This window comes from Bacillus sp. DB-2, from assembly GCF_003315125.1.
GTDB classification, from domain to species: Bacteria; Bacillota; Bacilli; order Bacillales; family Bacillaceae_G; genus Bacillus_A; species Bacillus_A mycoides.
This window is the reverse complement of sequence record NZ_QNRN01000015.1, coordinates 120,648-146,832: the sequence shown is the minus strand read 5'-3', so window position 1 is coordinate 146,832 and position 26,185 is coordinate 120,648. Positions and strand designations below refer to the sequence as shown.

25 protein-coding genes and 1 riboswitch are annotated in these 26,185 nt (G+C 35.0%); of the genes, 14 read left to right on the top strand and 11 right to left on the bottom strand.

Annotated features, from left to right (window positions below):
- Positions 1-18 precede the first annotated feature (18 nt).
- Together ahpF and ahpC are read right to left on the bottom strand one after the other, a co-directional pair.
- On the bottom strand, positions 19-1,545 hold the full coding sequence (gene ahpF, locus DET63_RS23565; RefSeq protein WP_113938015.1) for an alkyl hydroperoxide reductase subunit F: 1,527 nt from the start codon (positions 1,543-1,545) through the stop codon (positions 19-21).
- Between the two features lie 14 nt (positions 1,546-1,559).
- A complete protein-coding gene (ahpC, locus tag DET63_RS23560) occupies positions 1,560-2,123 on the bottom strand; it encodes an alkyl hydroperoxide reductase subunit C (protein ID WP_000924419.1) in 564 nt (187 codons plus the stop codon).
- Between the two features lie 590 nt (positions 2,124-2,713).
- On the opposite strand from ahpC, the gene mtnK reads away from it, so the two are divergent.
- The 3 genes from mtnK to DET63_RS23545 are packed head-to-tail and all read left to right on the top strand — an operon-like array spanning position 2,714 to position 5,695.
- Positions 2,714-3,943, top strand: a complete 1,230-nt coding sequence (mtnK, locus tag DET63_RS23555) for an S-methyl-5-thioribose kinase (RefSeq protein ID WP_113938014.1) — start codon at positions 2,714-2,716, stop codon at positions 3,941-3,943.
- 12 nt (positions 3,944-3,955) lie between these two features.
- Positions 3,956-4,999: an S-methyl-5-thioribose-1-phosphate isomerase gene (mtnA, locus tag DET63_RS23550; protein ID WP_113938013.1), complete on the top strand. Its 1,044-nt coding sequence runs from the start codon at positions 3,956-3,958 to the stop codon at positions 4,997-4,999.
- 54 nt (positions 5,000-5,053) lie between these two features.
- Positions 5,054-5,695 carry an L-fuculose-phosphate aldolase gene (locus DET63_RS23545; protein WP_002010177.1) on the top strand — a complete coding sequence of 214 codons (642 nt, stop codon included), beginning with the start codon at positions 5,054-5,056 and terminating at the stop codon, positions 5,693-5,695.
- 44 nt (positions 5,696-5,739) lie between these two features.
- On the opposite strand, the gene DET63_RS23540 is transcribed toward DET63_RS23545, so the two are convergent.
- Genes DET63_RS23540 through DET63_RS23530 form a run of 3 tightly spaced genes read right to left on the bottom strand, consistent with a single transcriptional unit; the run spans position 5,740 to position 8,750 of the window.
- Positions 5,740-6,747, bottom strand: a complete 1,008-nt coding sequence (locus tag DET63_RS23540; protein WP_044444293.1) for a FecCD family ABC transporter permease — start codon at positions 6,745-6,747, stop codon at positions 5,740-5,742.
- The gene (locus tag DET63_RS23535) at positions 6,744-7,784 is read right to left on the bottom strand and encodes a FecCD family ABC transporter permease (protein ID WP_002091286.1); all 1,041 of its coding nucleotides are present in this window, start codon (positions 7,782-7,784) and stop codon (positions 6,744-6,746) included. Before DET63_RS23535 ends, DET63_RS23540 begins: the two co-directional genes overlap by 4 nt.
- 48 nt (positions 7,785-7,832) lie before the next feature.
- A complete protein-coding gene (locus tag DET63_RS23530) occupies positions 7,833-8,750 on the bottom strand; it encodes an iron-hydroxamate ABC transporter substrate-binding protein (RefSeq protein ID WP_000732562.1) in 918 nt (305 codons plus the stop codon).
- A gap of 330 nt (positions 8,751-9,080) precedes the next feature.
- Between DET63_RS23530 and DET63_RS23520 the strand changes: the two genes are divergently transcribed.
- Positions 9,081-10,130 carry an NAD(P)/FAD-dependent oxidoreductase gene (locus DET63_RS23520; RefSeq protein ID WP_113938012.1) on the top strand — a complete coding sequence of 350 codons (1,050 nt, stop codon included), beginning with the start codon at positions 9,081-9,083 and terminating at the stop codon, positions 10,128-10,130.
- Between the two features lie 231 nt (positions 10,131-10,361).
- On the opposite strand, the gene DET63_RS23510 is transcribed toward DET63_RS23520, so the two are convergent.
- Complete coding sequence (locus DET63_RS23510; RefSeq protein ID WP_113938011.1) at positions 10,362-10,730, bottom strand: hypothetical protein; 369 nt, start codon at positions 10,728-10,730, stop codon at positions 10,362-10,364.
- 181 nt (positions 10,731-10,911) lie between these two features.
- Between DET63_RS23510 and DET63_RS23505 the strand changes: the two genes are divergently transcribed.
- From DET63_RS23505 to DET63_RS23475, 7 genes are all read left to right on the top strand, one after another.
- Entirely contained in the window at positions 10,912-11,151 is a 240-nt protein-coding gene (locus DET63_RS23505; RefSeq protein ID WP_002010190.1) for a helix-turn-helix domain-containing protein, read from the top strand.
- 248 nt (positions 11,152-11,399) lie between these two features.
- Positions 11,400-11,909 (top strand): spore coat protein, encoded by a 510-nt coding sequence (locus DET63_RS23500; protein ID WP_113938010.1) that lies wholly within the window; start codon positions 11,400-11,402, stop codon positions 11,907-11,909.
- Positions 11,910-11,929: 20 nt separating this feature from the next.
- Complete coding sequence (locus DET63_RS23495; protein WP_113938009.1) at positions 11,930-12,379, top strand: spore coat protein; 450 nt, start codon at positions 11,930-11,932, stop codon at positions 12,377-12,379.
- Positions 12,380-12,557: 178 nt separating this feature from the next.
- On the top strand, positions 12,558-13,226 hold the full coding sequence (locus DET63_RS23490) for an LSm family protein (RefSeq protein WP_002016710.1): 669 nt from the start codon (positions 12,558-12,560) through the stop codon (positions 13,224-13,226).
- Positions 13,227-13,454: 228 nt separating this feature from the next.
- Positions 13,455-14,720 carry an S-adenosylmethionine decarboxylase related protein gene (locus DET63_RS23485; RefSeq protein ID WP_113938008.1) on the top strand — a complete coding sequence of 422 codons (1,266 nt, stop codon included), beginning with the start codon at positions 13,455-13,457 and terminating at the stop codon, positions 14,718-14,720.
- Between the two features lie 147 nt (positions 14,721-14,867).
- The gene (locus DET63_RS23480) at positions 14,868-16,094 is read left to right on the top strand and encodes an ATP-binding protein (protein ID WP_113938007.1); all 1,227 of its coding nucleotides are present in this window, start codon (positions 14,868-14,870) and stop codon (positions 16,092-16,094) included.
- A 229-nt stretch (positions 16,095-16,323) separates the two neighbouring features.
- Positions 16,324-16,707 (top strand): hypothetical protein, encoded by a 384-nt coding sequence (locus DET63_RS23475; RefSeq protein WP_033715352.1) that lies wholly within the window; start codon positions 16,324-16,326, stop codon positions 16,705-16,707.
- 25 nt (positions 16,708-16,732) lie between these two features.
- Here the strand turns inward: DET63_RS23475 and DET63_RS23470 are convergent, their stop codons facing one another.
- Positions 16,733-17,365, bottom strand: coding sequence for a cyclase family protein (locus DET63_RS23470; protein ID WP_002091277.1), 633 nt, complete (start codon positions 17,363-17,365; stop codon positions 16,733-16,735).
- 85 nt (positions 17,366-17,450) lie between these two features.
- Positions 17,451-17,563: riboswitch (SAM riboswitch) on the bottom strand.
- Between the two features lie 149 nt (positions 17,564-17,712).
- Here DET63_RS23470 and DET63_RS23465 point away from each other — a divergent pair.
- Together DET63_RS23465 and DET63_RS23460 are read left to right on the top strand one after the other, a co-directional pair.
- Positions 17,713-18,822 (top strand): PRK06851 family protein, encoded by a 1,110-nt coding sequence (locus DET63_RS23465; RefSeq protein ID WP_113938006.1) that lies wholly within the window; start codon positions 17,713-17,715, stop codon positions 18,820-18,822.
- 113 nt (positions 18,823-18,935) lie between these two features.
- The gene (locus DET63_RS23460) at positions 18,936-19,718 is read left to right on the top strand and encodes a nucleotidyltransferase domain-containing protein (RefSeq protein ID WP_113938005.1); all 783 of its coding nucleotides are present in this window, start codon (positions 18,936-18,938) and stop codon (positions 19,716-19,718) included.
- Between the two features lie 134 nt (positions 19,719-19,852).
- Here the strand turns inward: DET63_RS23460 and DET63_RS23455 are convergent, their stop codons facing one another.
- Both DET63_RS23455 and DET63_RS23450 read right to left on the bottom strand, forming a co-directional pair.
- A complete protein-coding gene (locus DET63_RS23455; RefSeq protein WP_113938004.1) occupies positions 19,853-21,154 on the bottom strand; it encodes an MFS transporter in 1,302 nt (433 codons plus the stop codon).
- A 142-nt stretch (positions 21,155-21,296) separates the two neighbouring features.
- Positions 21,297-22,823, bottom strand: coding sequence for an FAD-dependent oxidoreductase (locus tag DET63_RS23450; RefSeq protein WP_113938003.1), 1,527 nt, complete (start codon positions 22,821-22,823; stop codon positions 21,297-21,299).
- A 578-nt stretch (positions 22,824-23,401) separates the two neighbouring features.
- Here DET63_RS23450 and desB point away from each other — a divergent pair.
- Positions 23,402-24,487 (top strand): Delta(10) desaturase DesB, encoded by a 1,086-nt coding sequence (gene desB, locus DET63_RS23445; RefSeq protein WP_002091268.1) that lies wholly within the window; start codon positions 23,402-23,404, stop codon positions 24,485-24,487.
- A 50-nt stretch (positions 24,488-24,537) separates the two neighbouring features.
- On the opposite strand, the gene DET63_RS23440 is transcribed toward desB, so the two are convergent.
- On the bottom strand, positions 24,538-25,230 hold the full coding sequence (locus tag DET63_RS23440) for an amino acid ABC transporter permease (protein WP_113770341.1): 693 nt from the start codon (positions 25,228-25,230) through the stop codon (positions 24,538-24,540).
- A 93-nt stretch (positions 25,231-25,323) separates the two neighbouring features.
- The gene (locus tag DET63_RS23435) at positions 25,324-26,118 is read right to left on the bottom strand and encodes an ABC transporter substrate-binding protein (RefSeq protein WP_113938002.1); all 795 of its coding nucleotides are present in this window, start codon (positions 26,116-26,118) and stop codon (positions 25,324-25,326) included.
- Positions 26,119-26,185: the final 67 nt, after the last annotated feature.

The following is a 26,185-nucleotide window of genomic DNA, read 5'->3' as shown; positions in this document are numbered from 1 at the left end:
TTACTCACATCTATATAATTAGTTACGGATTAAGTAATCAAATGCACCTAAAGCTGCATTCGCACCTGAACCCATAGAGATGATGATTTGTTTGTACGGATTATTTGTACAGTCACCTGCACCAAACACTCCTGGTACGTTTGTAGCGCCGTGCTTGTCTGTTACGATTTCACCGCGAACGCGTTCAACTGTTTCGCCTAACCAGTCTGTGTTTGGCACGAGACCGATTTGAACGAATACACCTTGTAATTCAACATGGTGTACTTCTTCAGTTTCACGATCGATGTAAGAAATACCGTTTACTTTATCAGTACCAGTGATTTCTTTCGTTTGAACGTTTTTCAGAACAGTTACGTTAGGTAAGCTGTTAAGACGTTCTTGTAATACAGCATCAGCTTTTAATTCTGGCATGAATTCAAGAACAGTTACGTGCTTAACAATACCTGCTAAGTCGATAGCTGCTTCAATACCAGAGTTACCACCGCCGATAACCGCTACATCTTTTCCGATGAATAATGGACCGTCACAGTGTGGGCAGTATGCTACACCTTTGTTTTTGAACTCAGCTTCACCCGGTACGCCAACATTACGCCAGCGAGCACCTGTTGAAACGATTACGCTCTTACTTTTCAGAATAGCGCCGTTTTCAAGTTCCACTTCAATAAGTTCTTTTTTCTCTAAACGTTTCGCACGTTGTAGATTCATTACATCGATGTCGTATTCTTTTACGTGCTCTTCAAGGCTTGCTACTAGCTTAGGACCTTCAGTGCGTTTTACGCTGATGAAGTTCTCAATACCCATAGTATCCATTACTTGGCCACCGAAGCGCTCAGCAACGATACCAGTGCGGATGCCTTTACGTGCTGCATAAATTGCTGCACTTGCACCAGCTGGGCCGCCACCAACAACAAGAACATCGTATGGATCTTTATCAGAAAGCTCTGATGCATCTAGACCGTTACCCATTTTAGCTAAAATTTCTTCAAGTGTCATACGACCGCTTCCGAAAGATTCGCCGTTTAGGTAAACAGTTGGTACTGCCATGATGTCTTTACTTTCTACTTCCTCTTTAAATGCAGCGCCATCAATCATAGTATGTGTAATACTAGAGTTTAGAACGCTCATCACGTTAAGAGCTTGTACAACATCAGGACAGTTATGACAACTTAGGCTGATATAAGATTCAAAATGATATTCGCCTTGAATGTTTTTGATTTGATCGATTAATTTTTGTTCAACTTTTGGAGCACGTCCACTAACTTGTAGTAAAGCTAACACTAATGAAGTAAATTCGTGTCCTAATGGAATACCAGCGAATACGACACCAGTTTCTTCACCAGGGCGATTTACGCTAAAGCTTGGTGTTCTCTCTAGTTCAACTTTTTCTACTGTAATCTTAGATGACATAGTAGCTAATTCATCTACTAGAGATAACATATCTTTAGATACGTTATCGTCTCCTGCGCTTACTTTAAGTAAAATATCGTTCTCCATTAACTGAAGGTATTGGGATAGTTGTGTTTTTATATCTGCATCTAGTATCATTTTGATCGAACTCCTTAGATTTTGCCTACAAGGTCAAGGCTTGGTTTAAGTGTTGCAGAACCCTCTTGCCATTTAGCTGGGCAAACTTCACCTGGGTTGTTACGTACGTATTGAGCTGCTTTAATTTTGTTAACAAGGATGCTTGCGTCACGGCCGATACCGTCAGCATTGATTTCCATAGATTGGATAATGCCGTCTGGATCGATGATGAATGTACCACGAGCAGCAAGACCTTCTTCTTCCATTAAAACGTTGAAGTTTGTAGTGATTGTGCGAGTTGGGTCACCAATCATAATGTATTCGATTTTGCCGATAGTTTCTGAGCTATCATGCCATGCTTTGTGAGTGAAGTGAGTGTCTGTAGATACAGAGTATACTTCAACGCCTAAGTCTTTTAGAGTTGCGTATTGGTTTTGTAAGTCTTCAAGTTCAGTTGGACAAACGAATGTGAAGTCTGCTGGGTAGAAACAAACTACGCTCCATTTTCCTTTTAAACTTTCGTCAGTAACTTGGATAAATTCTCCATTATGGTAAGCATTAGCTTTAAACGGTTTTACTTCTGTGCCGATTAATAACATATTAAAATTCCTCCTAAAGGTTGGTTTTGAGCATCGGAAATTAGTTTGCTCATAAAATATATTTTTTAATTAACTATAATAATTCTAATTCGATATTAATTATCATATAGAAGTGGTTATTTTGTCAAGAGAATAAACCAACTTTATACCAATTTAATTAATATTTATTCTCAATTAAGGCTGCTAGGGAATTAAAAGGTAATTTTCAAGTCATAAATTTTCAATGAGTGTTTGAAAGAGTAGTGTGTATGTTAGAGACATAGTGTAAGTATAAATTCTTAGGAAGGAAATATTTCTTAGAAGTTGTGGATTTGAAAAGGAACTGCTTACTTCTATTTTACAAAGAATTGTGCAATAAATAAAACAAAATGTATCGGAATCTTTGTGAACAATTATTGTCATCATAAATATATATAATAAGAAGTATATTGCAATGAGAAATAGAAACATTGACGCTCATTTCTAACAAGATATAATAAAAGCGAGATATGTATTGCAATAGAGAAGATATAGTATAGATTGAAAAAGTTTCAGTCTATTATTTTTTACGGCTTTTAGAAAACGTTTACATTTGGTATGGAGGGGAAACCATGTCTAAGTTCACGAAGTATTTTTTAATGGAAGCTAAAGATGTGATTGCATATGTGCAAGAGAAATTACCTAAGTTCGAGCATGCAAAGGGGCTAAAGTGTAAAGAAATAGGTGATGGTAATTTAAATTATGTGTTCCGCGTTTGTGATGAACAGAAGAGTATTTCTGTCATTGTAAAACAAGCTGGGGATACAGCGCGTATTTCAGATGAGTTTAAGTTGTCGACGAATCGAATCCGTATAGAATCAGATGTTTTACGATTAGAAGGAGAATTAGCACCTGGACTCGTGCCAAATGTATATTTGTTCGATAGTGTGATGAATTGTTGCGTGATGGAAGATTTATCAGATCACACAATATTGCGTACAGCACTCATAAATCATCAAATGTTTCCGAGGCTTGCTGATGATTTAACTACTTTTATGGTAAATACTCTTCTATTAACATCAGATGTTGTAATGAATCATAAAGAGAAGAAGGAACTCATGAAGAATTATATAAATCCTGAGTTATGTGAGATTACAGAGGACCTCGTATATTCAGAGCCATTCACAAACCATAATAAACGCAACGAATTGTTTCAATTAAATGAAGGATGGATTAGGGAGCATATTTATAGTGATAAAGAGCTTCGTATGGAAGTAGCAAAACTTAAGTTTTCGTTTATGACGAATGCACAAGCGCTACTTCACGGTGATTTACATACTGGTTCTGTTTTTGTAAAAAGTGATTCTACAAAGGTTATTGATCCTGAATTTGCTTTTTATGGACCTATGGGATATGACGTTGGGAATATAATGGCGAATTTAATGTTTGCATGGGTGAATGCAGATGCAGTGATGCAATCTGGTATTGAGAAAGATACATATATGAACTGGATAGAATCTACCATGATAGATGTAATTGATTTATTTAAGAAGAAGTTTTTAGATGCTTGGGATATTCATGTGACAGAGATTATGGCGAAGGAAGAAGGCTTTAACCGAGTTTATTTACAATCTGTATTAGAGGATACAGCTGCAGTGACGGGTCTTGAGTTAATTCGTCGTATTGTTGGTCTAGCGAAGGTAAAGGATATGACTTGTATTGAGAATGAAGAGGCGCGTGCTAGAGCGGAGCGAATTTGTCTTCAGACAGCGAAGAAGTTTATTTTACAAGCGAATCAATATAAAACAGGTAGCAGCTTTGTAGAAACGTTAAAAAAACAGTCAATGCATAGTGCGAAATAAGGGGAGAAGATGATGGCAGAGCAATTAATACCAATTCAGTGGAAAGATGATGCTTTAGTGTTATTGGATCAAACGGTATTACCGAACGAAATAGTCTATGAATCTTTTAAAACGGCTGAGGGTGTGTGGGATGCGATTCAAGTAATGAAAGTACGAGGAGCGCCGGCAATAGGTGTTTCAGCAGCCTACGGTGTGTATTTAGGAGTAAAGGAAGTTGCGGAAAGTTCGGCGGAAGAATTCATAGCGCAAGTAAAAAAGGTATGTGCATACTTAGCGACATCAAGACCGACGGCAGTAAATTTATTTTGGGCGCTTGAAAGAATGGAAAGTGTCGCGAAAGAGAATGCTCACTTATCAATTGCGCAGTTGAAAGATAGATTATTAGAAGAAGCAAAAGAGATTCATAGAGAAGATGAAGAAATTAACCGTCAAATTGGAGAACATGCATTAACATTATTCCATGATGGCATGGGGGTATTAACGCATTGTAATGCAGGTGCGTTAGCAACGACTAAGTATGGTACTGCGACAGCTCCAATGTACTTAGCGAAAGAAAAAGGATGGGACTTAAAAATCTATTCCGATGAAACACGCCCTAGATTACAAGGTTCAACGTTAACGGCATTAGAACTGCAGCGAGCGGGAATTGATGTAACGGTCATTACAGATAATATGGCAGCAATGGTCATGTCACAAGGGAAAATTGATGCGGTAATCGTTGGATGTGACCGCGTAGCAGCAAATGGGGATGTAGCAAATAAAATTGGAACATTAGGCGTATCTATTTTAGCTAAATACTACAACATTCCGTTTTATGTAGCAGCACCAACGCCGACAATTGATTTGAAAACACTGACAGGAAAAGAAATTCCAATTGAAGAAAGGGATGCTTCTGAAGTGATCAATCGTTTCGGACAATACTCTGCTCCGCAAGAAAGTAAAGTATACAATCCGGCATTTGATGTCACGCCATATGAAAATATAACAGCGATTATTACGGAAAAAGGAATTGTGAGAGCACCGTTTATGGAGAATTTAAAAAAGCTATTTCAATAAGTAGATAGTTTTTAGAAAAATAGTCATCATAAGTTTCTTACTAGGGGGATGTATATGTTACTGCAAAAAGAAAGAGAAGAAGTTGTAGCGTACGGAAAGAAAATGATTTCTAGTGGTTTAACAAAGGGGACTGGCGGTAATATTAGTATTTTCAATCGTGAACAAGGTCTTGTTGCAATTAGCCCAAGTGGTCTAGATTATTATGAAACGACGCCTGAAGATGTAGTTATATTGAATTTAGATGGTGAAGTGATAGAAGGAGAGAGAAAACCATCAAGCGAATTAGATATGCACCTTATCTATTATAGAAATCGTGAAGATATAAATGCGCTTGTACATACACATTCTCCTTATGCGAAGACAATCGCATCATTAGGATGGGAACTTCCTGCTGTATCATATTTAATTGCTTTTGCAGGTCCGAATGTTCGCTGTGCACCATATGAAACATTTGGTACGAAGCAATTAGCAGAGGCTGCTTTTGAAGGAATGATTGATCGTCGTGCAGTTTTACTTGCGAATCATGGTTTAATGGCTGGTGCAAATAATATAAAAATGGCGTTTACTATTGCAGAAGAAATAGAGTTTTGTGCTCAAATTTATTATCAAACGAAAAGTGTCGGAGAACCGAAATTACTGCCAGAAGACGAGATGGAGAATTTGTCGAAGAAGTTTGAAGGGTATGGACAGCAGTAGAATGAAATGAAAACACCCTCAAGAAAAAATCTTGAGGGTGTTTCTTACACTTTCTTAAGCAACAAATACATAAAGTAAGGTGCACCAATTAAAGCAACGACAATACCAGCTGGAATACCGCTAGGTTCGACGATATTTCGTCCAATTGTATCCGCTAGTAGTAATAACCATCCGCCGATTAAAACGGCGATAGGGATGAATATTTGATGCCTTGGACCTACTAAAGATTTGGCGATGTGAGGAGCCATAAGTCCGATAAAGCTAATGCCTCCTGTTACGGAAACAGCAGCGGCAGCAAGTGCAACGGCTGCGATTAATAAGTATCTTCGTTCTTTTTCAATTTCAATTCCAACACCGATTGCTACTGGTTCGTTTAATGCTAGTATATTTAATCGATTTGCTTTATAGAAGACAAATGGGATCAATACGATTAGCCATGGAAGCATTGCTAAAACAAATGTCCAGTCATCTCCCCAAATGTTTCCGGCAATCCATTTAGCGATAAAGTCTACTTTCATACGATCTGCAGATGAAATAAGTACAATCATCGCGCCAGATAGTGCAAAGGAAAAACCGATGCCGGTTAATGTTAATCTTATTGGCTGAAGGCCTGTGGATTTGCTATATGAAAATACGTAAATTAGAACAGCTGTTAGAAACGCACCGATAAATCCAACGACTGGTAGTAGGTAAAGAAATGAACCTACGTCTATCGGGAAATATAGAAAGAAAACAGAAACTGCAACACCAGCACCAGCGTTAATGCCGAGAATACCAGGTTCAGCTAAATCGTTTCGGGTAATACCTTGTAATATAGCACCTGATAAAGCGAGTGCCATACCGGCTAATAATGTAATGACGATTCTAGGTAGCCTTAAAGAATATAAAACGAATTCTTCTTTAAATGTACCTTGTCCCATAAGTGTTGGGATTAATCTGTCATAGGAGAGAGCGGCAGAACCGAGTCCCATTCCAATTACAATTGTTGTGATGGTAAGTATGAGTAATGCAAGTATGATAAGGCGTTGTTTCTTTAGAATAGATTGCATCATGAGAAAGTTCTTCCTCCTTTACGTACAATAAATAGGAAGAATGGTAATCCTACAATTGCGACGATTGCAGCAACTGGTGTTTCATACGGAGCGTTAATTGTACGTCCGATTGTGTCTGCGAGCAGCATAAAGGAAGCACCAGCAATCGCTGACATCGGTATAACAAAACGGTAATCTGGTCCAACGATTGGACGAACCATATGGGGTACCATAAGGCCGATAAATGCCATGTTTCCGACAAGTGCTACAGAAGCACCAGCAAGCAAGATAATAATGATAAATAAAATCGTTTTAATAACGATTATTTTTTGACCGAGTCCAACGGCAACTTCTTCACTGAAACTAAGAACTGTTAATTTCTTTGCAAGTAAGATAGCGATAAATATACTTATTGAAATAACCGGAATAATAATTTTTAATTGGCTCCAACTCGTTCCAATTACGCCCCCAGCCGTCCACATTGATACATCTTGTGAAATTTTAAAGTAAATGCCAACACCTTCTGAGATTGCAAGTAGAAATGCTGAAACAGCAGCACCAGCTAATACAATTCGAAGAGGGGAAAGTCCGCCCTTTTTCACCATGCCAATTCCAAATACCATAATAGCGCCAATTGCAGCACCGATAAAGCAAGCTAGTGTTAAGTAAAGGTAGCTTATAGAAGGATTGAAGGCAAGTGTTAGTGCAAGTGCAGCATTTGCGCCACCAGTTAGGCCAAGTAATCCAGGATCGGCAAGTGGGTTTCGCGTTAATCCTTGCATAATTGCACCAGAAACAGCGAGTCCAGCTCCTACAAAAATAGCAGCAACTTCACGTGGTAAACGTATTTCACGAAGGATGGATAGTTTATCTCCTTTAGCAGAGGAAGTAAGTGCTAACCATACGTCTTTTATAGAAGTATCTGCAGCGCCTAACACCATTGCAAACATAAAAATAAGAAAGAATGCAATGATACTCAAAATTAATTTGTATGTAAAAGCGTTGGAACGTAGGTTGTCTTGCTCTTTTTTCATTCGTTTCACATCTTTTCTTTTCATAGAATAAAGGAAGAGGAATTCTTAAATTAAGAATTCCTCATGTTTGTATTATTGACCAAGAAAGCTCTTCTTGAAGAAGTCTAGTTGGAAATCTAATGTAAGTGGATCATTGAAATAGAATTCCATCATGTTTGCTTCATATACACGATTATTTTTTACTGCTGGAATGTTTTTATATGATTCTGTCTCTTGGAATGAGTTATCAGTATCTTTGTTTTTACTTACGATTAAGTAATCACCAGCAAACTCAGGTAATACCTCAGTAGATAATGCGTAGTATCCTTCTTTTAAAGCTTTTTCTTTTACTTTTTCAGGCATTTTTAATTTCATTTCTTGGTAAAGAATTTCTGTTCCGCGGCCCCAGTTTTCGCCGTATACGTAAAGCTGTTTGTTGAAGTTTTCAACAACAGAAACGGTTGCATCTTCACCAATCTTCGCTTTAATGTCTTTTCCAGCTGTTTGTGCGCGTTTCTTGAAATCATCAACCCAAGTTTTTGCTTCTTTTTCTTTATTTAATAATTTACCGATTTCTAAGTGTTGTGTTAAGTAATCAACTTTTCCGTAAGTGTATGTTACAGTAGGAGCGATTTTCTTTAACTTATCAACATTTTTAATATTTGATAAACCAATGATTAAATCTGGATTTAATTCAGCAATCTTTTCAACATTCTCATCTGATACTTCAGCGACATTTTTCAGTTTGCTATCGAAACGTGGGTTTTGTTTAGACCATGAATCTACCCCAACAAGATTTACACCTAATGACATTACGTTACCAGCGAATGATGATAGGACAACAACACGTTGTGGATTTGCTGGAACTTCAACTTTACCATTTTCAGATTGGTATGTAATTGTTTCTGATTTCTTACCTTTTGCGTCGTTCTTCTTGTCTGTTGAACCATTGCTACAAGCACTCATAACAAGGACGAACAGAACTGTTAGTGAAATGAATAATTTTTTCATCGTCTTTCTCCTTTTGATAGATGATATGTGATATACAATAAATTGTTTGGCTTTGATCTTTTGAAAAGTTAGTGGTAATACAAAAGTCTTATTAACAATCTTGAACTTGAGATTTTACCATATAGTATTCACCATAGTAATAGAAGAAGATGTAATCTCACAGTTGCTAATAATTAACAAATTGATAATGATTATCACTATTGATTCTTTAAATACTATAATTTTATATAGGTGTATTGTCAATAGTGATTTTGATTGTAAAATTTATAAAAACAAGTTATATTTTATTGAGAATGATAATCAATTATTAGTAGCTGAGGAGTGACACGAATGAATCAAGAAGAATTGTTTGATGTAACTGTGATAGGCGGAGGACCTGCAGGGCTTTATTCAGCTTTTTATAGTGGACTAAGAGAGATGAAAACGAAAATAATAGAATTTCAACCACAGTTAGGTGGAAAAATACATGTTTATCCGGAGAAAATGATTTGGGATATTGGCGGATTATTACCGGTTACTGGTGATAAATTAATTGAGCAACTTGTACAACAAGGATTAACATTTCAGCCTGAAGTTGTATTGAATACAAAAATAGAATCAATTATTCGTAATCAGGATGGCATTTTTACATTGAAAACAAGCTCTGGGGAAGAACATTTTTCAAAAACAGTGATCGTCGCAACTGGGAGTGGTATATTAAATCCACAAAAGTTATCAATTGAAGGTGCTGAGAGATTCGAAGTCTCAAATTTAAATTATACAGTTAAATCGTTAAAACGTTTCAAAGATAAAACGGTAATTATTTCAGGCGGAGGGAACTCCGCAATTGATTGGGCGAACGAATTAGAACCAATCGCAAAAAAAGTTTATTTAACATATAGAAAAGAAGAATTATCTGGTCATGAAGCACAAGTAAAACAACTTATGAACAGTTCAGCAGAATGTTTCTTTAATACATCGATTACAAAATTAATTGCTGGTGATAACCATGAAGCGATTGAATATATAGAATTAACAAATCATGAAACTGGAGAAATTTCTCATTTATCTATCGATGAAGTTATTATTAATCATGGATATGAACGCGATATAACATTATTAGAAAATAGTGAGCTAGATGTTGCTATTGTTGACAATTATTATATTGCAGGGAATGCAAATAGTGAGTCCTCGGTAGACGGATTATATGCCGCTGGAGATATTTTAAAGCATGAAGGGAAATTGCATTTAATCGCAGGGGCATTCCAAGATGCTGGAAACGCTGTGAATAAAGCGAAACAATTTATTCAACCTGATGCAAGTGAGTACGGAATGGTTTCTTCTCATAATGAAGTATTTAAGAAGAGAAATCGAGAATTGATTAAGCAGATGATGAAATAATAAAGGAACAAGTATACCCCCATTTACATCTCTATTTCTATGGACGAGAGATACAAATGGGGTTTTTCCTGTTTACTATATTTTCAATCATTTTCATGACACCGTTTTCATTAGTTCATGTCATATGAATGTATTTCTATAAAAAGGGAATACAAAGACTTGAACATTTTATTTGTAAATCTTTCTAAGAAACAATGAATCTATAGTTGTTTTGTGCGGACCATTATTAAATTATGCGGTCCCTTTTGTCTGTTTATTAGGAAATGGAATATTTTGTATAGAAACAATATATTGTTTTCCATGTTGTCGAGCTAATGATTCTAATATTTGACGAACGCGTTTTGTAAGATTGCCTTGTTTTTTTATAGCTTCACAATATGCATCATAGAAAACGTATTTAGCCCAAAGGAAATCATCTTGTTGGAATAAGAAATGATTTTTGTACCATTCACCAATCGTATGATAACAATTATTTTCATGTACTGCTGCACTTTGTGAAAGAATACGATCGGATAAAGACTTAGATAGATGAGAAATTGTTTTTTCTGTTTCAACTCGTAATGTTTTTTCTAACATTGTAATGATGTGACGAGTAGCCATATGTTAACTCTCCTTTGTGTAAATGGGTAATACCATTCTATATTTAAAAAATACTTACTATAGTATTATACAATATATGGAATGCATCTACCTGCTTTTTAATTTGTATTTACAAAATCTTTTTTATTTGTTTACAAAAATAAAGTAAGATACATTATGTATATGAAAAAATAATAAAGGAATGAACACATTGTATATAACGATAGAAGAGGCTGCGGAGTATTTGAAATTACCAAAATCGTATGTTGAAGACTTAATTCAGCAAAAGAAAGTTCGTGCATTGTTTGATGGAGAGCAATATTTAATAAATAAGGAACAGTTTAATACACATTTAGAACAAATGGAGAAATATAAGCAGTTAGTGGAAGAAATATTAAATGAACCAATTCCAGAAGATATGGATGTTAAAGACGAAGATTAAATTTATAAAAAGCCCCCGTATTAAGATATGCAGAAATGTATCTTAATACGGGGGCTTTTTATATTAAGGGATGAAAAAGTCATCCGAAATCCTAGAGTTACTTTAAGGGAAAGAAGATTTTATAGGGATTAGTATTATTAGTTAAAAGCATATTTTTTCATAGCGGGGACAAACATAGCGAACATAACCTGTACAGATACATATACTATCAGTGCAAAAGCTTATAAATTAATGGAAGGGGTTTTCTCGTGAGTTTACTTCATTGTGATTTTTTGAAAGATTTAATTGGATCTTATGTAAGAGTAAACAGAGGTGGACCAGAATCTCAAAAAGGAACAATAGTATCAGTGTGTACGGACTACTTCGTATTAAAGAATGAAAAAGGAGAGCGCTATTACTATCAGCTTCGCCATCTGAAAAGTATTACAAAGAATACGAAAGATTGTGTAACAGATGATTGTGGCTGGTTGGAATATGACTGTGCAGAAGATTTTGAAAAGCTACTTCAAAGCTTCAAATACCGCTGGGTAAAAATTAATCGTGGTGGTCCAGAGAAAGTTGAAGGTATTTTACAAGACGTTTCTTGTGATTATGTAACGTTAATTATAAAAGAGGAAGTTATATTAATTGCACTAGCTCATATTAAAAGTGTTAGTTATAACGAATCAGTATGTGGAGAGAGCGATGAGAAAAGTGATGAAAGTAGCAATGATTCAAGTCGAGCTCGTGCACAAAGACAATCAAGAAGAGGAAGATAATAAGAAAGGAGGATATGAAATTGGAGAGTCTATTATGCTGTGATCAAATTAAAGGTTTAGTCGGTGAAAATGTAAAGGTAAATCTGCGCGGGCCGGAAAGTCGAGTAGGTGTACTTTTATCGTTGGGGAAAGATTACCTTACACTACAATTACCTCATGGAGAAGTAGTATATTATCAGTTGAAACATGTGAAGAGTCTAGTCAAGAAAGTGAAAGAAACAAAATGTGACGATTACTATGGTTCATGTTTCTATTCTGATGAAGATACTTTTTTAGATGTATTAAGTGACCTGAAGTATAAGTGGATAAAGGTTAATCGTGGTGGACCAGAGTGTGTGGAAGGTTTATTAAGTGAAGTACATGATGAATGCATTACGCTAGTAAATGGTGATGAAGTCATTTACGTGATTATTTATCATATTAAGAGTGTGAATCAAGTAGTTAAGTGTAAAAAGAATGAAGAAGAATAATGTTTGATAAATAAGAGGGGCATTATGATTGGAAGTGAAGAACGATTTCATAGTTCGCTACAATTATTAGCGATATATGAAAAAAAATTCTTACTACTAAAAGACAGAACATTGCCCTGATTATTTTTTTAGAAATGGAAGGCAGGAAAAGTAGTATTTTATAGAAAGGAGGATATAGATGAATGAGTTAAACAAAAATATTGGAGAAAATATATACGTTAAATTAATCGGTGAAAAAAGATTTAAAGGTGTATTAATTGATGTAGGAAATGATATTGTAGTTCTTTACAATGGACAAGACTATGTATATATATCTTTATACCATATCCAGTATTATAAATTTTTAAGAGAGCATGATGAAGAAATATTAAAGCCTGGTGTGGACTCTGTAATTAAGAGGGAATCACCTTCAATTTCTTTGAGAAAAGTATTAATCACATCTAAAGGGATTTTTACAGAAATTTATGTGGCAGGAAATGTTCCGATACACGGTTATGTTACAAGTGTGATGAACGATTATATTGTTTTTTATAGCCCTGTTTACAAAACTGTATATATATCTTTAAAGCATTTGAAGTGGTTAATTCCTTATAAAGAGAACCAAGTACCTTATTCCCTCAATAAAAATGAACTCCCCGTAAATCCATTAAATATTACTCTAGCTAGAACTTTTGAAGAACAGCTTATTAAAATGTCAGGGAAAATTATGGTGTTTGATTTAGGCGAGGAATCTAATAAAATCGGAAAGATGACGAAAATTGATGAAGGGCATATTGAAATATTAAAAGCACGTGACGCAAAAATGTACGTGAATATTCAACATGTGAAATCTGTCCATTGTCCGTAGGCTAGTTGAAAGGGCTGGCTTTTTCTTTTATATATAGGGAAGAAAAGGTCGAGCCTATTTGTTTAATTCGATTTGGATATGAGGGGAAAATGAATTGAATATCATATAGGTATGTGTGATCTTTGAAGGGGCAATCTTGTACTAAAGGTGTACGAGCTACCTTTTGGTGTATTCAACTCACTTTTTGAGGAAGAGCTGCTCAACTACTTTATTAAAGGGGTTTTGTTTGTGGAGCAGTTTCCAAATTCGTTTTCGATTACATTACTTGGCAGTGCTGGTGGAGCAGCAAAAGCAGTGTTAGCAATTTTGAATCAAGCGGTAGTAAATGAAAAAGATCCAATTTATGAAGTGATAAAGAATGTGAACTTCCATTTGGTGGATATGAAACAAAAAGATAACAGTTATTATGATGAGTTGTTTCCAAATCTGAAAGAGCAATTTTTTTTATATGAAATAAATCTTCAAGATGTAGTCAAATTTAAACATCATTTAAAGGAAAAAAGAACGAAGGTTGTTATTGATGTTTCAGGTGCAGATACGATTAGGTTGCTGAGTTGTTGTAATGACCTTGGCATTTGTTATATTAATTCGGCTTTGGAAAATGAGGCAGTAGATCAAGACGATAGTTTACTTGGTTTTCAGCTTACGGAAAGGTATACGAGGTTTGAGAAGGAGAAAGAAACATTTACAAATACAAGAGCGATTATAGGCTCAGGTATGAATCCTGGTGTTGTTCAATGGATGGCAGTTGAGCTTATGAAAGAACGTCCAAATGAAAAGCCGCGAGCATGCTATATTGTAGAACATGATAATTCATTTTTGAATGATAAAGAGCTTATAAAACCTCATACACTTTATGCATCATGGGCAGTTGAGCGTTTTCTTGATGAAGCGATATGGAGTTATCCTATGTATATGAGTCATCATCGTCCACTTTACTTTTATGAGGATGTATATGCTTCAGAGTATAAAGTAAAGTTAGGTGAAAAAGAATTTTATGGTTGCTTAATGCCACATGAAGAAGTTTTAATTTTAGGGAAATCTTTTAATATGGAAGTGGGTTTCCTTTATCGGATCAATGAGTATACAACAAACTTAATTAGACAGAACTTAGATAAAGTGGAAGATTTATGGAGTTGGAATCGTAAAGTATTTAATCCAGTAGAAGATGATATTATAGGAGAAGATTTAGTCGGTGTGTTACTCGTTTATGAACATAATGAGACATACATGTATAATGTAATGAATAGTAGCCAAGTTTTTCAAAAATATAAAACAAATGCGACGTACTTCCAAGTAGGGTGTGGAATTTATGCTGGCTTATGTAGTTTACTGTTAGATACTTTTGGAAAAGGTGCTTATTATGTAGAAGAATTATTATTAAATACTGAAAGTAAGTATGGGGAATATTTAAATTTATATATGAAGGATTTTGTAGTAGGACATAATAATTTTACAGATGGATTGCTAAATGATAGGGTAAGATGGATATAAATTGTAACTGAAAAGGAAGGAGCTGTATCTCCTTCCTTCCTTTTAGTATTAGAAGGTTACATGTTGCCCTGAAAGCAATTTCATAATTATAATTTAAAGAGATAACACTTGAAATGTTTTTTTGTATTGATCAAGAGGAGTTTTTATATGAACAAATACAAGAGCTTGATTTATGAAGAAAGAGAAGCTTTAAAAGTATTTATATTATTATTCTATATTATTTTCTTTTTATATGACGTTATCTATTATTTTGTTTATCCTGCTATGAATATTAATGAAGCAAGGGTAGGGTGGCCAGAAGGTGGTATGGGAATAGGTGTATATATATTAGTAATATCTTTATTTCCTATTTCAATATATCTTCAAAAACAAGGTTATGTATATTTTGTGAAATACTTATTTTTAATTGGGTACATGCTTATTGATCTTATTAATAACTTAATGATTTATTTACACAGTGATCGTGTTTTTGAAAATGGAAATATGGTTGAAATATTTTTAATTCTATTTGCACCGATTTTTGTGAACAGAAAATATTTTTATTTCGTTTCCTGTAGTGTAATTGGAAAATATGTATTTTTTACTTTGATATTACAAGATGTAAAAGTTGTGATTCCGCTTGTATTATGTATATTCTTTTTCATCATTTCGCATTCTTTATTAAAGAGATTTCAATCTTATGTAAGGACAGTTGTTGAGATGATGAACAGTATGAAAGAGACGGAAAATTTAGCTGTTATTGGGACAATGTCTACAACAATTGCTCACGAAATTCGAAATCCATTAACAGCTTTAAAAGGATTTACACAAATTCAAAAAGAAAGAAATCCTGAAGATACGATGAGCTATGAGATTATGCTGCAAGAAATTGAGAGAATTAATGGGTTTGTTAGTGAATTGATGTTATTAGGAAAACCGAAACCAACAAATTATGAATGGTGTAATATAGGGGAAATCCTTTTATATGTTGTACAGTTAATGGAAAGCTATGCGACTCAGTATAAAGTGAAATTTCATTTGCAAGTAGATGGAAATTTACCCGTTATAAATGGTGATGATAAGCAATTAAAACAAGTGTTGTTAAACATCATCAAAAATGGAATTGAATCGATGCCAGGAGGCGGGAATATTCGGATTCTGGCATATGAAAAAGCTGGAGAGAACTTGTGTATTTCTGTTGAAGATCAAGGTCTTGGGATAGAAAATGAGAAAATAGAAAAGATCGGAAAAGCTTTTTATACAACAAAAGAGAATGGTACAGGTCTTGGATTAATGATTACATATAAAATTATTGAAGAACATCAAGGGAGTATCGCGATTGAAAGTAGTATGGGGATAGGAACGAAAGTGGAAATTTATTTACCAACAGTGTAGTGCAGTAGACGAAATTACTTTTCAGAAAAGTGTTCTTGTTGTGTAAATATAAACATTTTATAAAATGTTTCAAGAAGGGTTTTTTTTATAAAAAACTTCGTTTATAATGGAGGAAAATATCGACATAGAGCTTTTAGCTCATGTAACGGTTCAGTAGTGTTATGAAAAGAAAAGAAGGGGTGCACGCGCATCCTTTTTTCTATGCGGATATGATGAAAGGGGTGGTATGATGGAATTAACATTAAATTCGACTGTATGCTTACACACGATTCAATTTCGAAAAGAGCAAAAGAACTATATTGTAAAAGATACGATTACAGGAGAGACATATGAAATGCCGCCACTTTGGATTGATGCACTAGCAATGATGCGTGACGGTTTTTTATTGGGAGAAATTGAGGAGAAATTAAAAGAAGAATATCCAGCAGAAGAAGTAAATATGGTAGCATTTACGAGGCAACTGTTAGAGCTAGAACTTGTCGAAATGGTAGATGGAGAAGAGATAGCTTGTACAAAGAAGAAAGATAAAGATTATTTAGCGTGGATACGACCAAAGGTGGAGCAATTCTTTTTTAACTTAAATAAAAAATATAAAAGCAAAGGTCAAAAGTGATCTTTGCTTTTTTTGTAGACCATGTTTAAAAAATAACAGCGAATGCCCTTGCGAAAGCACCGTCACTATTTTTAATTTTTAAAGGTGCTGCTGAGAAAAAGAATCGTTTCGCTTTAATGGCATCTAAGTTTGTTAAGTTTTCAATTAAGTAAATATTATTTCCTAACAGTATGTGATGAATCGGTGATGTTTCTGTCGTTACCTCATCAGGAGAAATAAAATCTAAACCGACAGATTTTACTTTTAATTGAACTAGTTCTTCAGCTAATTCTTCGGAAAGATAAAACGCTTCTTTCTCATAAGCTTCGGTATTCCATTTATTAGATAGATTGGAATGGAAAATGACAATATCGCCTTCTTTTATGTCGACAGTATGTAATACTTCCTTAGGTAATTTTCGCTCTTGAACATGAGTCACATCGATAAGGACAGCTTCGCCTACAAATTGATTTAGGGGTAATTGATCAATAGTGGTTGCGCCTGAAATGAAATGAGCAGGCGCATCACAATGCGTACCAACATGAACGACAGAATGAAAATTCGTAACTTGATAACCTGTTTCTTCAACGCTTGTAATGGCTTCTAGTTGGATTTTTGGTGTTCCAGGAAATTGAGACATATTATTTTCAAACGTTTGTGATAGATCAATTACTTTCATTTTACATACCTCCAATATATTTTTTTCAAATAATAAAAAGCCCATCCTTCATAATCAAGAAAGATGAGCTTTACATACTAGTTGAGTTTTATCTTCCAAAATGCAATGCATTTTGCAGGAATTAGCACCTATTCAGTTTGCATAAACTGAGGTTGCTGGGCTTCAAAGGACCGGTCCCTCTGCCTCTCTTGATAAAGGTTTATTCGGTTTTAAATTCGGAATGTTTGTGATATTTAAATTGTAATTCATTTCCTTTTTTCGTGCAATACAAATTAGGTGTTCACCCAAATAAAGTTGCTCGCATATTGTAGCTTATGTAAGTAGACTGTTGCGAAGGAGTGAGTGCAGTGACAGGGAATGTATTGAATTATTATGCCGGTGGAAATACAGCTAGAGGATTTCACAGCTTATACGAAGAGAATTTGAAGGGGCTAGACAGGTTGTTTATTTTAAAAGGTGGTCCAGGAACGGGAAAATCTTCTTTAATTAAGGCAATAGGTCGTGAATGGGTTGAAAAAGGATATGATATTGAACTTTTGCATTGTTCTTCTGATAATAAGTCAGTTGATGGGGTGATTATTCCGAAATTAAAAGTAGGAATTGTTGATGGAACATCACCGCATGTTATTGAGCCGAAAATGCCAGGAGTTATTGAAGAGTATATAAATTTAGGAGTTGCTTGGGACTCAGATAAATTAAGAAAGCAGAAGTTAGAAATTGAACGGTTTGTATCAGAAGCGGGAAAGGCTTTCAAATCTGCTTACGGATGTTTTAAAGAGGCATTAGTTATACATGATGAGTGGGAGAAAATATATATTAATAACATTGATTTTAATAAAGCAAATGAACTAACAGATCAGCTAATTCAGAAATTATTTGCAGATAAAAAGGAGAAACAATCGATTGTGAAACATCGTTTTTTAGGAGCTGCTACACCGAAAGGAGCAGTTGATTTTGTTCCTAATTTAACAGAAGGGTTACCACATCGTTATTTTATAAAAGGACGCCCGGGCTCTGGAAAATCAACAATGCTCAAAAAGTTATCGAAGGCAGCAGAAGAAAAAGGTTTTGACGTTGAAGTATATCATTGCGGATTTGACCCGAATAGTCTTGATATGGTTATCGTAAGAGAATTAGGATTTGCAATTTTTGATAGTACCGCACCACATGAATATTTTCCAAGTCGCGAAGGTGATGAGATTATAGATATGTATGCTCTTATTGTTAAACCGGGGACGGATGAGAAGTATGCTACAGAAATTCGTGACGTTTCCATTCAATATAAAGCAAAAATGAATGAGGCAATGTCTTTCTTAGCAAAAGCAAAATCAGTTCGTGATAAATTAGAACGAATTTATATTGCTGCTATGGATTTTTCAAAAGTGGATGCATATAAAGAGGAAATTCAAAAAGAGTTTGAACGAATTACTGCTACTGTAATTGAAAATAAAAAATAGGTGCTTTATTGAGCTGTCAGAAATTGTCTGACAGCTGTTTTGGTATATAGTAAAATTAGTCGTATATTTGTCGAATTCCCAGGGAAATAATCAAAAAATGGAGATGGTATGAAATGAGAGAGAAAATTGAATTAGAACTAGAGCGAATTGAAAAAGAGAATGGTGTGAAAATTTTATTCGCTGTGGAATCAGGGAGTCGGGCGTGGGGGTTTCCATCGAAAGATAGTGATTATGATGTTAGGTTTGTTTATATACACCCTGTAGAATGGTATTTATCAATCCATGATAAGCGTGATGTAATCGAATATCCAATTAGTGATGATTTAGACATAAGTGGTTGGGATATTAAAAAGGCTTTGCAACTGTTTGCAAAGTCAAATCCAGCGTTACTCGAATGGATTCGATCGCCGATTTTTTATTCGAAAAACTCGAACCTTCCAGAACAGCTTCAGCAAATGAGTGAAAAGGATTTTAATCCGAAATCAACGATATATCATTACTTACATATGGCTTCAAAAAACTATCGTGAATTTTTACAAGGTGAAAATGTAAAGTTGAAAAAGTACTTTTACGTATTACGTCCTATTTTAGCTTGTAAATGGTTAGAAGAGAAAGGGACATTGCCCCCAGTAGAATTTGACCGGTTAATTATGGAACTATCAGTAGAGCCTAGTGTATTAGATGAAATTGAAAAGTTGTTAATAAAGAAAAAAGCAGGTACGGAATTAGATGTTGGATTGAAAATTGAGGTGTTAAATCAATTTTTAGAAGAACAAATTGATTATTATGAGCAATACGTGAAAGGGATTGAAAAGGGATTAGGGATTGATATTGAGAGTTTGAATACATTATTTCGAAATATGTTGTTTGAAGTATATGAAAAAGAGCACAAGTGAGTTTGTGCTCTTTTTTATCCCGCATTAACGGGCAGTAAGACTCCCACCTCAAGATTCGGCTGGAGCGAAGAAGTTAGGTGGGAGGTCAACTGTCCGTAAACGCCCGATTGGTGAGGGCTGATTAAAGTTTCACTTTATTTTGTAGGAATAAAGAAAACAGATATAGCTGCGATAAGACCTGCAAAGGAGAATAAGTAAAAATTCCACGCCAAGTCATATTGCATTGTCATAATAATACCGACAAGAATAGGGCCAGCAATCGCACCAACTCGGCCAAGTCCAAGTCCCCAGCCTAAGGAGGTAGCTCGTACATGTGATGGGAAGTATTGTGTTACATAAGCATTTAATATTTGAGTAATACCGACTGATCCAATTCCAGCAAGACCAATTAAAAGATAAATGATTGTAACAGATGGTTTAATTGTTAATAGTCCAATACATATGGCTGCCATAAGATAGGAGATACTAATAACAATTTTTGCTCCTATACGATCGGCAATCGCCCCAGCAAATAATGCACCGATAGCTGCAGTAATATTTAGTATAAGTAGAAATGATAAACTAGATCCAAGAGGGTATCCTGCCTGGCGCATCATCTGTGGTAGCCAAGTATTTAAACCGTATATTAAAAACATTCCCATTATATAAGTGAGCCAAAAAAGTAGTGTTGCTTTTATGTAATCTTTTGAGAATAACGTAAGAAATCCATTTTTCTTTTGTATATTAGATGGTGTTTCAGGAATTTCATCTTTTACATGGAGTTCAATTTGAAAGCGATTAAGAATTTTATTCACTTCTTCTTGTCGATTTCGCGATAATAAAAATTGAATGGACTCAGGTAAATAACGAATAATGAAAGGAATGAGGAGTAGCGGAATCATTCCGATGCCAAACATAATTCTCCATCCGAAATCTTCTAGCATAAACATGGATAAAATAGCGCCTAACACGATACCTAAAGGATAGCCGGTAAACATAAGAGCATAAATAAAAGATTGCCGTTTTTTTGGTGAATATTCAACAGTAAGTGCTGAAGCCGTTGGGATAACACCGCCTAATCCGATTCCTCCGATGAATCGAGATAACCCAAATGATTCAGGAGAAGGAGCAATTGCAGCTAAGCCCATTGTGATAGAAAAAAGGGCTAAACAGCATATAAGTGTCCATTTTCGTCCAATTAGATCTGTAATGGTTCCAACTAGAATAGCACCAATAAACATCCCAAATAAAGCATAGCTGGCAATTGTTCCAGCGTGGGCTGGTGATAGTGCCCAGCTTTTGTCTTCTAGGAGCTTTGGCAGAACGGCGCCGTAAATACCTAAATCATATCCGTCAGCTAGAATGGCTAGCCAACAAATAAAAACAACAAGTTTTGTAATAGAACTTGAAAAGATAGTTTCTGTAGATTCTAGATGAGGTGGAGCAGAAGGTTGCATAGTATTCACCCCTTTTATTTGTAGATGAATATATTATTTTATTTAATGTTAATATTCCCCTTCTTATGTCGAAATTTATATGAAAAGGTGTCATGAAAAATAAAGAAGTTCAACAGGTTTCTTGTTGAACTTCTTTGTTTTTTTACTCGTTATCAACTCGTTTTAATGGTTGATCTGCAGGACCTTCCATAACATCCCCATCAATTGAAAAACGGGAACCGTGACAAGGGCAATCCCAAGTACAATCACCGTTATTCCATTCAACTTCACAGCCGAGGTGTGTACAAGTCGTATCGACGATATGTAATTTTCCTTCTTTATCTTTATAAGCACCTGCTCGTTTACCGTTAACATGTACAACAGATCCCTCGCCAACTTCAAGATCTTCTGGTTTACGTAATGCGGTTTCAATTTTCCCTTCAATTAAATGTTTAGCAACATCAATGTTCTGAGAGAGGAAAGTTTTTATATCCGGATTTGCATGAAAGCGTGATGGTGCAAACAGTTCTTTATATGGGCTGTGGACTTTTAGAATGGAGTCCTTCAGTAAATGAGCTGCTGCAGTTCCAGTCGTCATTCCCCATTTACGATATCCAGTTGCAACAAATATATTTGGATTTCTTTCGTTAATATGTCCGATATAAGGGAGCTTGTCTAGAGTAATTAAATCTTGCGCTGACCATCTATAGGGAACTTCATCTACTCCAAAAGTTGCTTCAGCAAAAGAATAGAGTGCTTCATAATGAAGCATCGTATTTATTCCCTGTCCCGTTTTATGGCTCTCTCCGCCAATCAAAATCAACTTTTCTCCATTGTTTGTTATATAGCGTAAGGAGCGTTTTGGATCATCAATACTTAAATACATGCCACCTGGATAATCTGTTTTTGCTTTTATTGCAAGAGCATATGAGCGTTCTGCATACATTCGCGTAAAGAAAAAGCTATTAGCATCATAAAAAGGAAAATGTGAACAAGAGACAATATATTTACAAGTGATGCGATGGTCACCCTTTGTAATGACTTGTGGACAATCACCTTTTTCCACATCAATAGCTGTTGTTTGTTCATAAACTTTGCCGCCCATCTCCACAAACTTTTCTAAAAGTGTTTTCAAATAAAGGAGGGGATGGAATTGTGCTTGGTTTTTCATGACAAGTGCAGATTGTACTGGAATCGGAATCGATAGAGATTGAACATAGTCACAAGGTATATTTAATTTTTGATAGGCCTCATATTCTTTCGATAAATTTCTTAATCCATTATCAGTAGTTGTATATAAATACGAATCTTCATTTGAGAAATTACAGTCGATTTTATATGTTTGCACAGTCTCATTTATGAATTGTAGAGCATGATTATTTGATTCATAGTAAAGTCGGGCTTTTTCCACACCGAAATGATTTATTAATTCATCATAAATAAGATCATGTTGTGCCGTTACCTTTGCGGTTGTATGCCCAGTCGTTCCATTTAAAATAAGACCAGAATCAATTAAAACGACTTTCATTCCTTCTTTAGCGAGTAAATAGGCAGTGGTAATGCCTGTAATACCAGCTCCGATAACAGCAACTTCTGTCTTTATATTTTCGGATAAATGAGGAAAAGTAGGAACTTGAGTAGATTCAATCCAATAGGATGATGGTAACTGCGGAAATGTGTCATCTGTCATTTTGAAAACCTCCAAATTAGAACAATTTTCCTTTTAATATTTCCATATTATATGGAATTCATGTATGTTGTTTTCGTAGCGTTCTATTTTTACTAAACGAAAGAAAAAATATTTTAATATAATTATTTTATTGGGGCAGTATGAAGAAGTAGGATTTATATAAAGCTAAATTCAAGTGATTCCATTTGTTGATTACATAGAGAGTTCTTGAATAAGATAGAGTCTATGTTGTTTAAGTGGATATGTATATATACCTGATAAAGCCTTATGAAATCTATGCTTTTTCTTTAGTGAAATAAAGTATGATTATAAAAATATAACCAACTTTTATTACTAGGTCATAAAAGTTGTTGACAATATAGAAATTCTATTGTTATGATTCATCATGTGGAAAGGTTGATAGAGAGTAAAAAGAGAAATGTTTTTCATTGATAATAAAAGCGAAAATTAAGTGACGATAGAGTGAGTATATTTTCCTTATGATAAATGCTTTTTGGATCACGTAGTAAAATCAATCTGGAAGCAAGAATTGATATATGCAAGTTGCGCGGGGCGCGGCATAAGAAAGGGGCAAAAGGATGAAGGAGCTTCATACGTTTGGGTGGTATGCAGCACGTGTAGCACCACATTTGCCGAAAAAAGCATTTAAACCAGTTCCTAATCGATTATTTGGTGGACTGGCTTATTTACTTGTGGCATTGGCTGGTTTAATAACGATCGGTGTATTTGAATTGAATGTGTGGGCAAATCTAGGAATTGCAATTGTTCTTGGATTATGTTTTGCTTCACTTGGATTTTTAGGACATGAAATTTTACATGGAACAGTTGTAAGAAAGGCATGGCTTCGTGATTTTTTAGGTGCGATAGCATTTATGCCATTATCAACTGGCCCAAAACTTTGGAGAAAGTGGCATAATGCAACGCATCATGTTCACACACAGCATGAAGAGAATGATCCAGATGCATGGCCGACATTTGAGAAACTGAAAAAGAGTAAGTTTTTGAGTTGGGTATATCGCATGCCTCTTCATGTACGTTCATTCTTTAGTTTCCTGTCACTAACAATTCAATTTACGTTACATTCGACTCGAATGTTCTTTCATTTTATAAAAGAATTTAAGTCATCCAATCAAAAATCTGTATGGCTTCAACTTCTTTTGCCCTGGACAGTTTGGATTAGTTTATTGTTTATTATGGGACCTACAAAGTGGTTCTTTGCATACGTGATTCCGTTGTTAATTGCTAACTTTATTGTAATGGCGTATATCGCAACAAATCACCGCTTAAATCCTATTGTTCCAGTAAATGATCCTTTAGCAAACTGTTTATCAGTAACAGTACCGCGCTGGGTAGACGTTTTACATTTCAATTTCTCATACCATACAGAACATCATCTGTTTCCTGCTATGAGTTCTAAATACTATCCATTAGTAAAAGATAAAATTAAAGAAATGTGGCCGGAACGCTATCACGAAATGCCGATGACAAAAGCTTTGGCAGCACTTTGGAATACACCACGTGTGTATTATCACGGAAGTGAATTAGTTGATCCGCATAGGGAGCATTTCTATGGTTCTTTAGGAAATGGATTGGATCCTCATAATATTTCATATCGTGAGGAACATATAGAGGAAAAAGAGACTATAAAAAAAGTAAATCAATAATAGGCATATTTTACGATGAAAAAGCAAGCTCTCTTAGAGCTTGCTTTTTGTTATAAAGAGACTTCTTTCTTGTTCTTCGTCTTGACCTGGACAGAGTTATTTTCTTTTCGTTGAAGTCGTTTTTCTAAAAGATTAACAAAATAAGTAAATAGAAGAACAAGTACGAGGTAATATAAACCAACAATTATGTATGTATCTAATTGTTGGAAGTTACTTGCAGCAATTGATAAACCTGATCCCCATAATTCGGACAATCCTACGTAAGCAACAAGAGAAGAATCTTTTAATCCAATAATAAATTGGTTCCCTAGAGGGGGAAGAGACAGACGAAATGCTTGTGGTAATATAATTCGGCGCATAGCTAAAGGGTAAGGCATACCTAAAGAGCGAGCGGCTTCCAATTGTCCACGGTCAACGGACTGAATGGATCCGCGGAAAATCTCAGTAATATATGCACCGTTATGGATTGCTAAAGCAATTGCTCCTGCCCAAAAAGGAGTGAAGACAATAATCGATGTAATACCGAAATAGAGAATGGCAATTTGAACAATTAAAGGTGTACCACGAATAATGGCGATATATACATGAGCAATACTATTTAAAACCTTATTGTTAGAGATTCGAAAGAAAGCGACTAGTAATCCAATTAGTGAACCGAGTAATAGGGATGTTAATGTTAATTGTAATGTGACAATAGTAGCCTTTAAGAGTGTGGGATAGGTAGAGATAAAAATTTCAAACATATGTGTCACCTCATATTGTATGGATTTTAGTAGTGAATGAAGTGCCCCACATACAAAGTGGGGCATGATTTATGAAATCTCTAAATGGCTAACTTACTTTGTTTTTGCCTCGTCTCCAAGAATATTACGCCCAAACCATTTTTTACTGATCTTTTCATACGTACCATCTTTAATGATTTCATCTAAAGCTTTATTTACTTTCTCAACCATTTCTTTATCATCTTTACGAATAGCAATTCCCATTTCATCAAGATTTAATGGTTTTCCAGCTTCTTTTATATTTGATTTACCTTCTTTGATCATACGTAAACCGACCATTTGATCAGTGATTACTGCATCAATACGTCCAGGCTCTAAGTCCATAAGTGCAGTAATATCGCTATCATATTCTGTGATTTGATCTGTATGTTTTGCAACAAGGTCTTTAAAGGTACTAGCTTTTACAACGCCAATTTTCTTACCTTTCAAATCTTCTGGAGAAGAGATAGATGCATTCTTTTTAGCCACAAAAATTTGGGCACCAGAGCGATAATAAGGATTGGAGAAACTAACAGCTTTTAAGCGTTCTTCTGTAATTGCCATACTGCCCAATATAGCATCATATTTTTTCGATTGTAGACCTTGAATTAGCGTTTCCCATGGATTTGTAATAGGAGTGGGTTTCATATTCATTTTTTTCGCAAGTGCCTCACCAATTTCCACATCAAAACCGGCAAGCTTTCCGTCATTTTCTTTATAGTTAAAAGGTTTATATAAGCCACTCATCGCATAACGAAATTCTTTTTCACCATTTGAAGAAGTAGTAGCACTTTCCTTACTACAGGCTCCTAGTATGAAGGATGTACATAATGTAATACTCGCAACAATGGTTAATAGTTTTCTTTTCATAAAACCCCTCCTATATATTGATCATACGGATGGTTTTAAGTATGTTACTGAGATATTTTATTTGGAC

Excerpts from the sequence above, each read along its gene's own strand:
- mtnK (WP_113938014.1), top strand. The coding sequence starts at position 2,714 with ATGTCTAAGTTCACGAAGTATTTTTTAATGGAAGCTAAAGATGTGATT.
- DET63_RS23490 (WP_002016710.1), top strand. The coding sequence starts at position 12,558 with ATGAATGAGTTAAACAAAAATATTGGAGAAAATATATACGTTAAATTA.
- DET63_RS23505 (WP_002010190.1), top strand. The coding sequence starts at position 10,912 with ATGAACACATTGTATATAACGATAGAAGAGGCTGCGGAGTATTTGAAA.
- DET63_RS23460 (WP_113938005.1), top strand. The coding sequence starts at position 18,936 with ATGAGAGAGAAAATTGAATTAGAACTAGAGCGAATTGAAAAAGAGAAT.
- DET63_RS23470 (WP_002091277.1), bottom strand. The coding sequence starts at position 17,365 with ATGAAAGTAATTGATCTATCACAAACGTTTGAAAATAATATGTCTCAA.
- DET63_RS23480 (WP_113938007.1), top strand. The coding sequence starts at position 14,868 with ATGAACAAATACAAGAGCTTGATTTATGAAGAAAGAGAAGCTTTAAAA.
- DET63_RS23545 (WP_002010177.1), top strand. The coding sequence starts at position 5,054 with ATGTTACTGCAAAAAGAAAGAGAAGAAGTTGTAGCGTACGGAAAGAAA.
- DET63_RS23475 (WP_033715352.1), top strand. The coding sequence starts at position 16,324 with ATGGAATTAACATTAAATTCGACTGTATGCTTACACACGATTCAATTT.
- DET63_RS23510 (WP_113938011.1), bottom strand. The coding sequence starts at position 10,730 with ATGGCTACTCGTCACATCATTACAATGTTAGAAAAAACATTACGAGTT.
- DET63_RS23535 (WP_002091286.1), bottom strand. The coding sequence starts at position 7,784 with ATGAAAAGAAAAGATGTGAAACGAATGAAAAAAGAGCAAGACAACCTA.
- DET63_RS23520 (WP_113938012.1), top strand. The coding sequence starts at position 9,081 with ATGAATCAAGAAGAATTGTTTGATGTAACTGTGATAGGCGGAGGACCT.
- DET63_RS23450 (WP_113938003.1), bottom strand. The coding sequence starts at position 22,823 with ATGACAGATGACACATTTCCGCAGTTACCATCATCCTATTGGATTGAA.
- DET63_RS23530 (WP_000732562.1), bottom strand. The coding sequence starts at position 8,750 with ATGAAAAAATTATTCATTTCACTAACAGTTCTGTTCGTCCTTGTTATG.
- DET63_RS23440 (WP_113770341.1), bottom strand. The coding sequence starts at position 25,230 with ATGTTTGAAATTTTTATCTCTACCTATCCCACACTCTTAAAGGCTACT.
- desB (WP_002091268.1), top strand. The coding sequence starts at position 23,402 with ATGAAGGAGCTTCATACGTTTGGGTGGTATGCAGCACGTGTAGCACCA.
- ahpC (WP_000924419.1), bottom strand. The coding sequence starts at position 2,123 with ATGTTATTAATCGGCACAGAAGTAAAACCGTTTAAAGCTAATGCTTAC.
- DET63_RS23435 (WP_113938002.1), bottom strand. The coding sequence starts at position 26,118 with ATGAAAAGAAAACTATTAACCATTGTTGCGAGTATTACATTATGTACA.
- mtnA (WP_113938013.1), top strand. The coding sequence starts at position 3,956 with ATGGCAGAGCAATTAATACCAATTCAGTGGAAAGATGATGCTTTAGTG.
- DET63_RS23455 (WP_113938004.1), bottom strand. The coding sequence starts at position 21,154 with ATGCAACCTTCTGCTCCACCTCATCTAGAATCTACAGAAACTATCTTT.
- DET63_RS23540 (WP_044444293.1), bottom strand. The coding sequence starts at position 6,747 with ATGATGCAATCTATTCTAAAGAAACAACGCCTTATCATACTTGCATTA.
- ahpF (WP_113938015.1), bottom strand. The coding sequence starts at position 1,545 with ATGATACTAGATGCAGATATAAAAACACAACTATCCCAATACCTTCAG.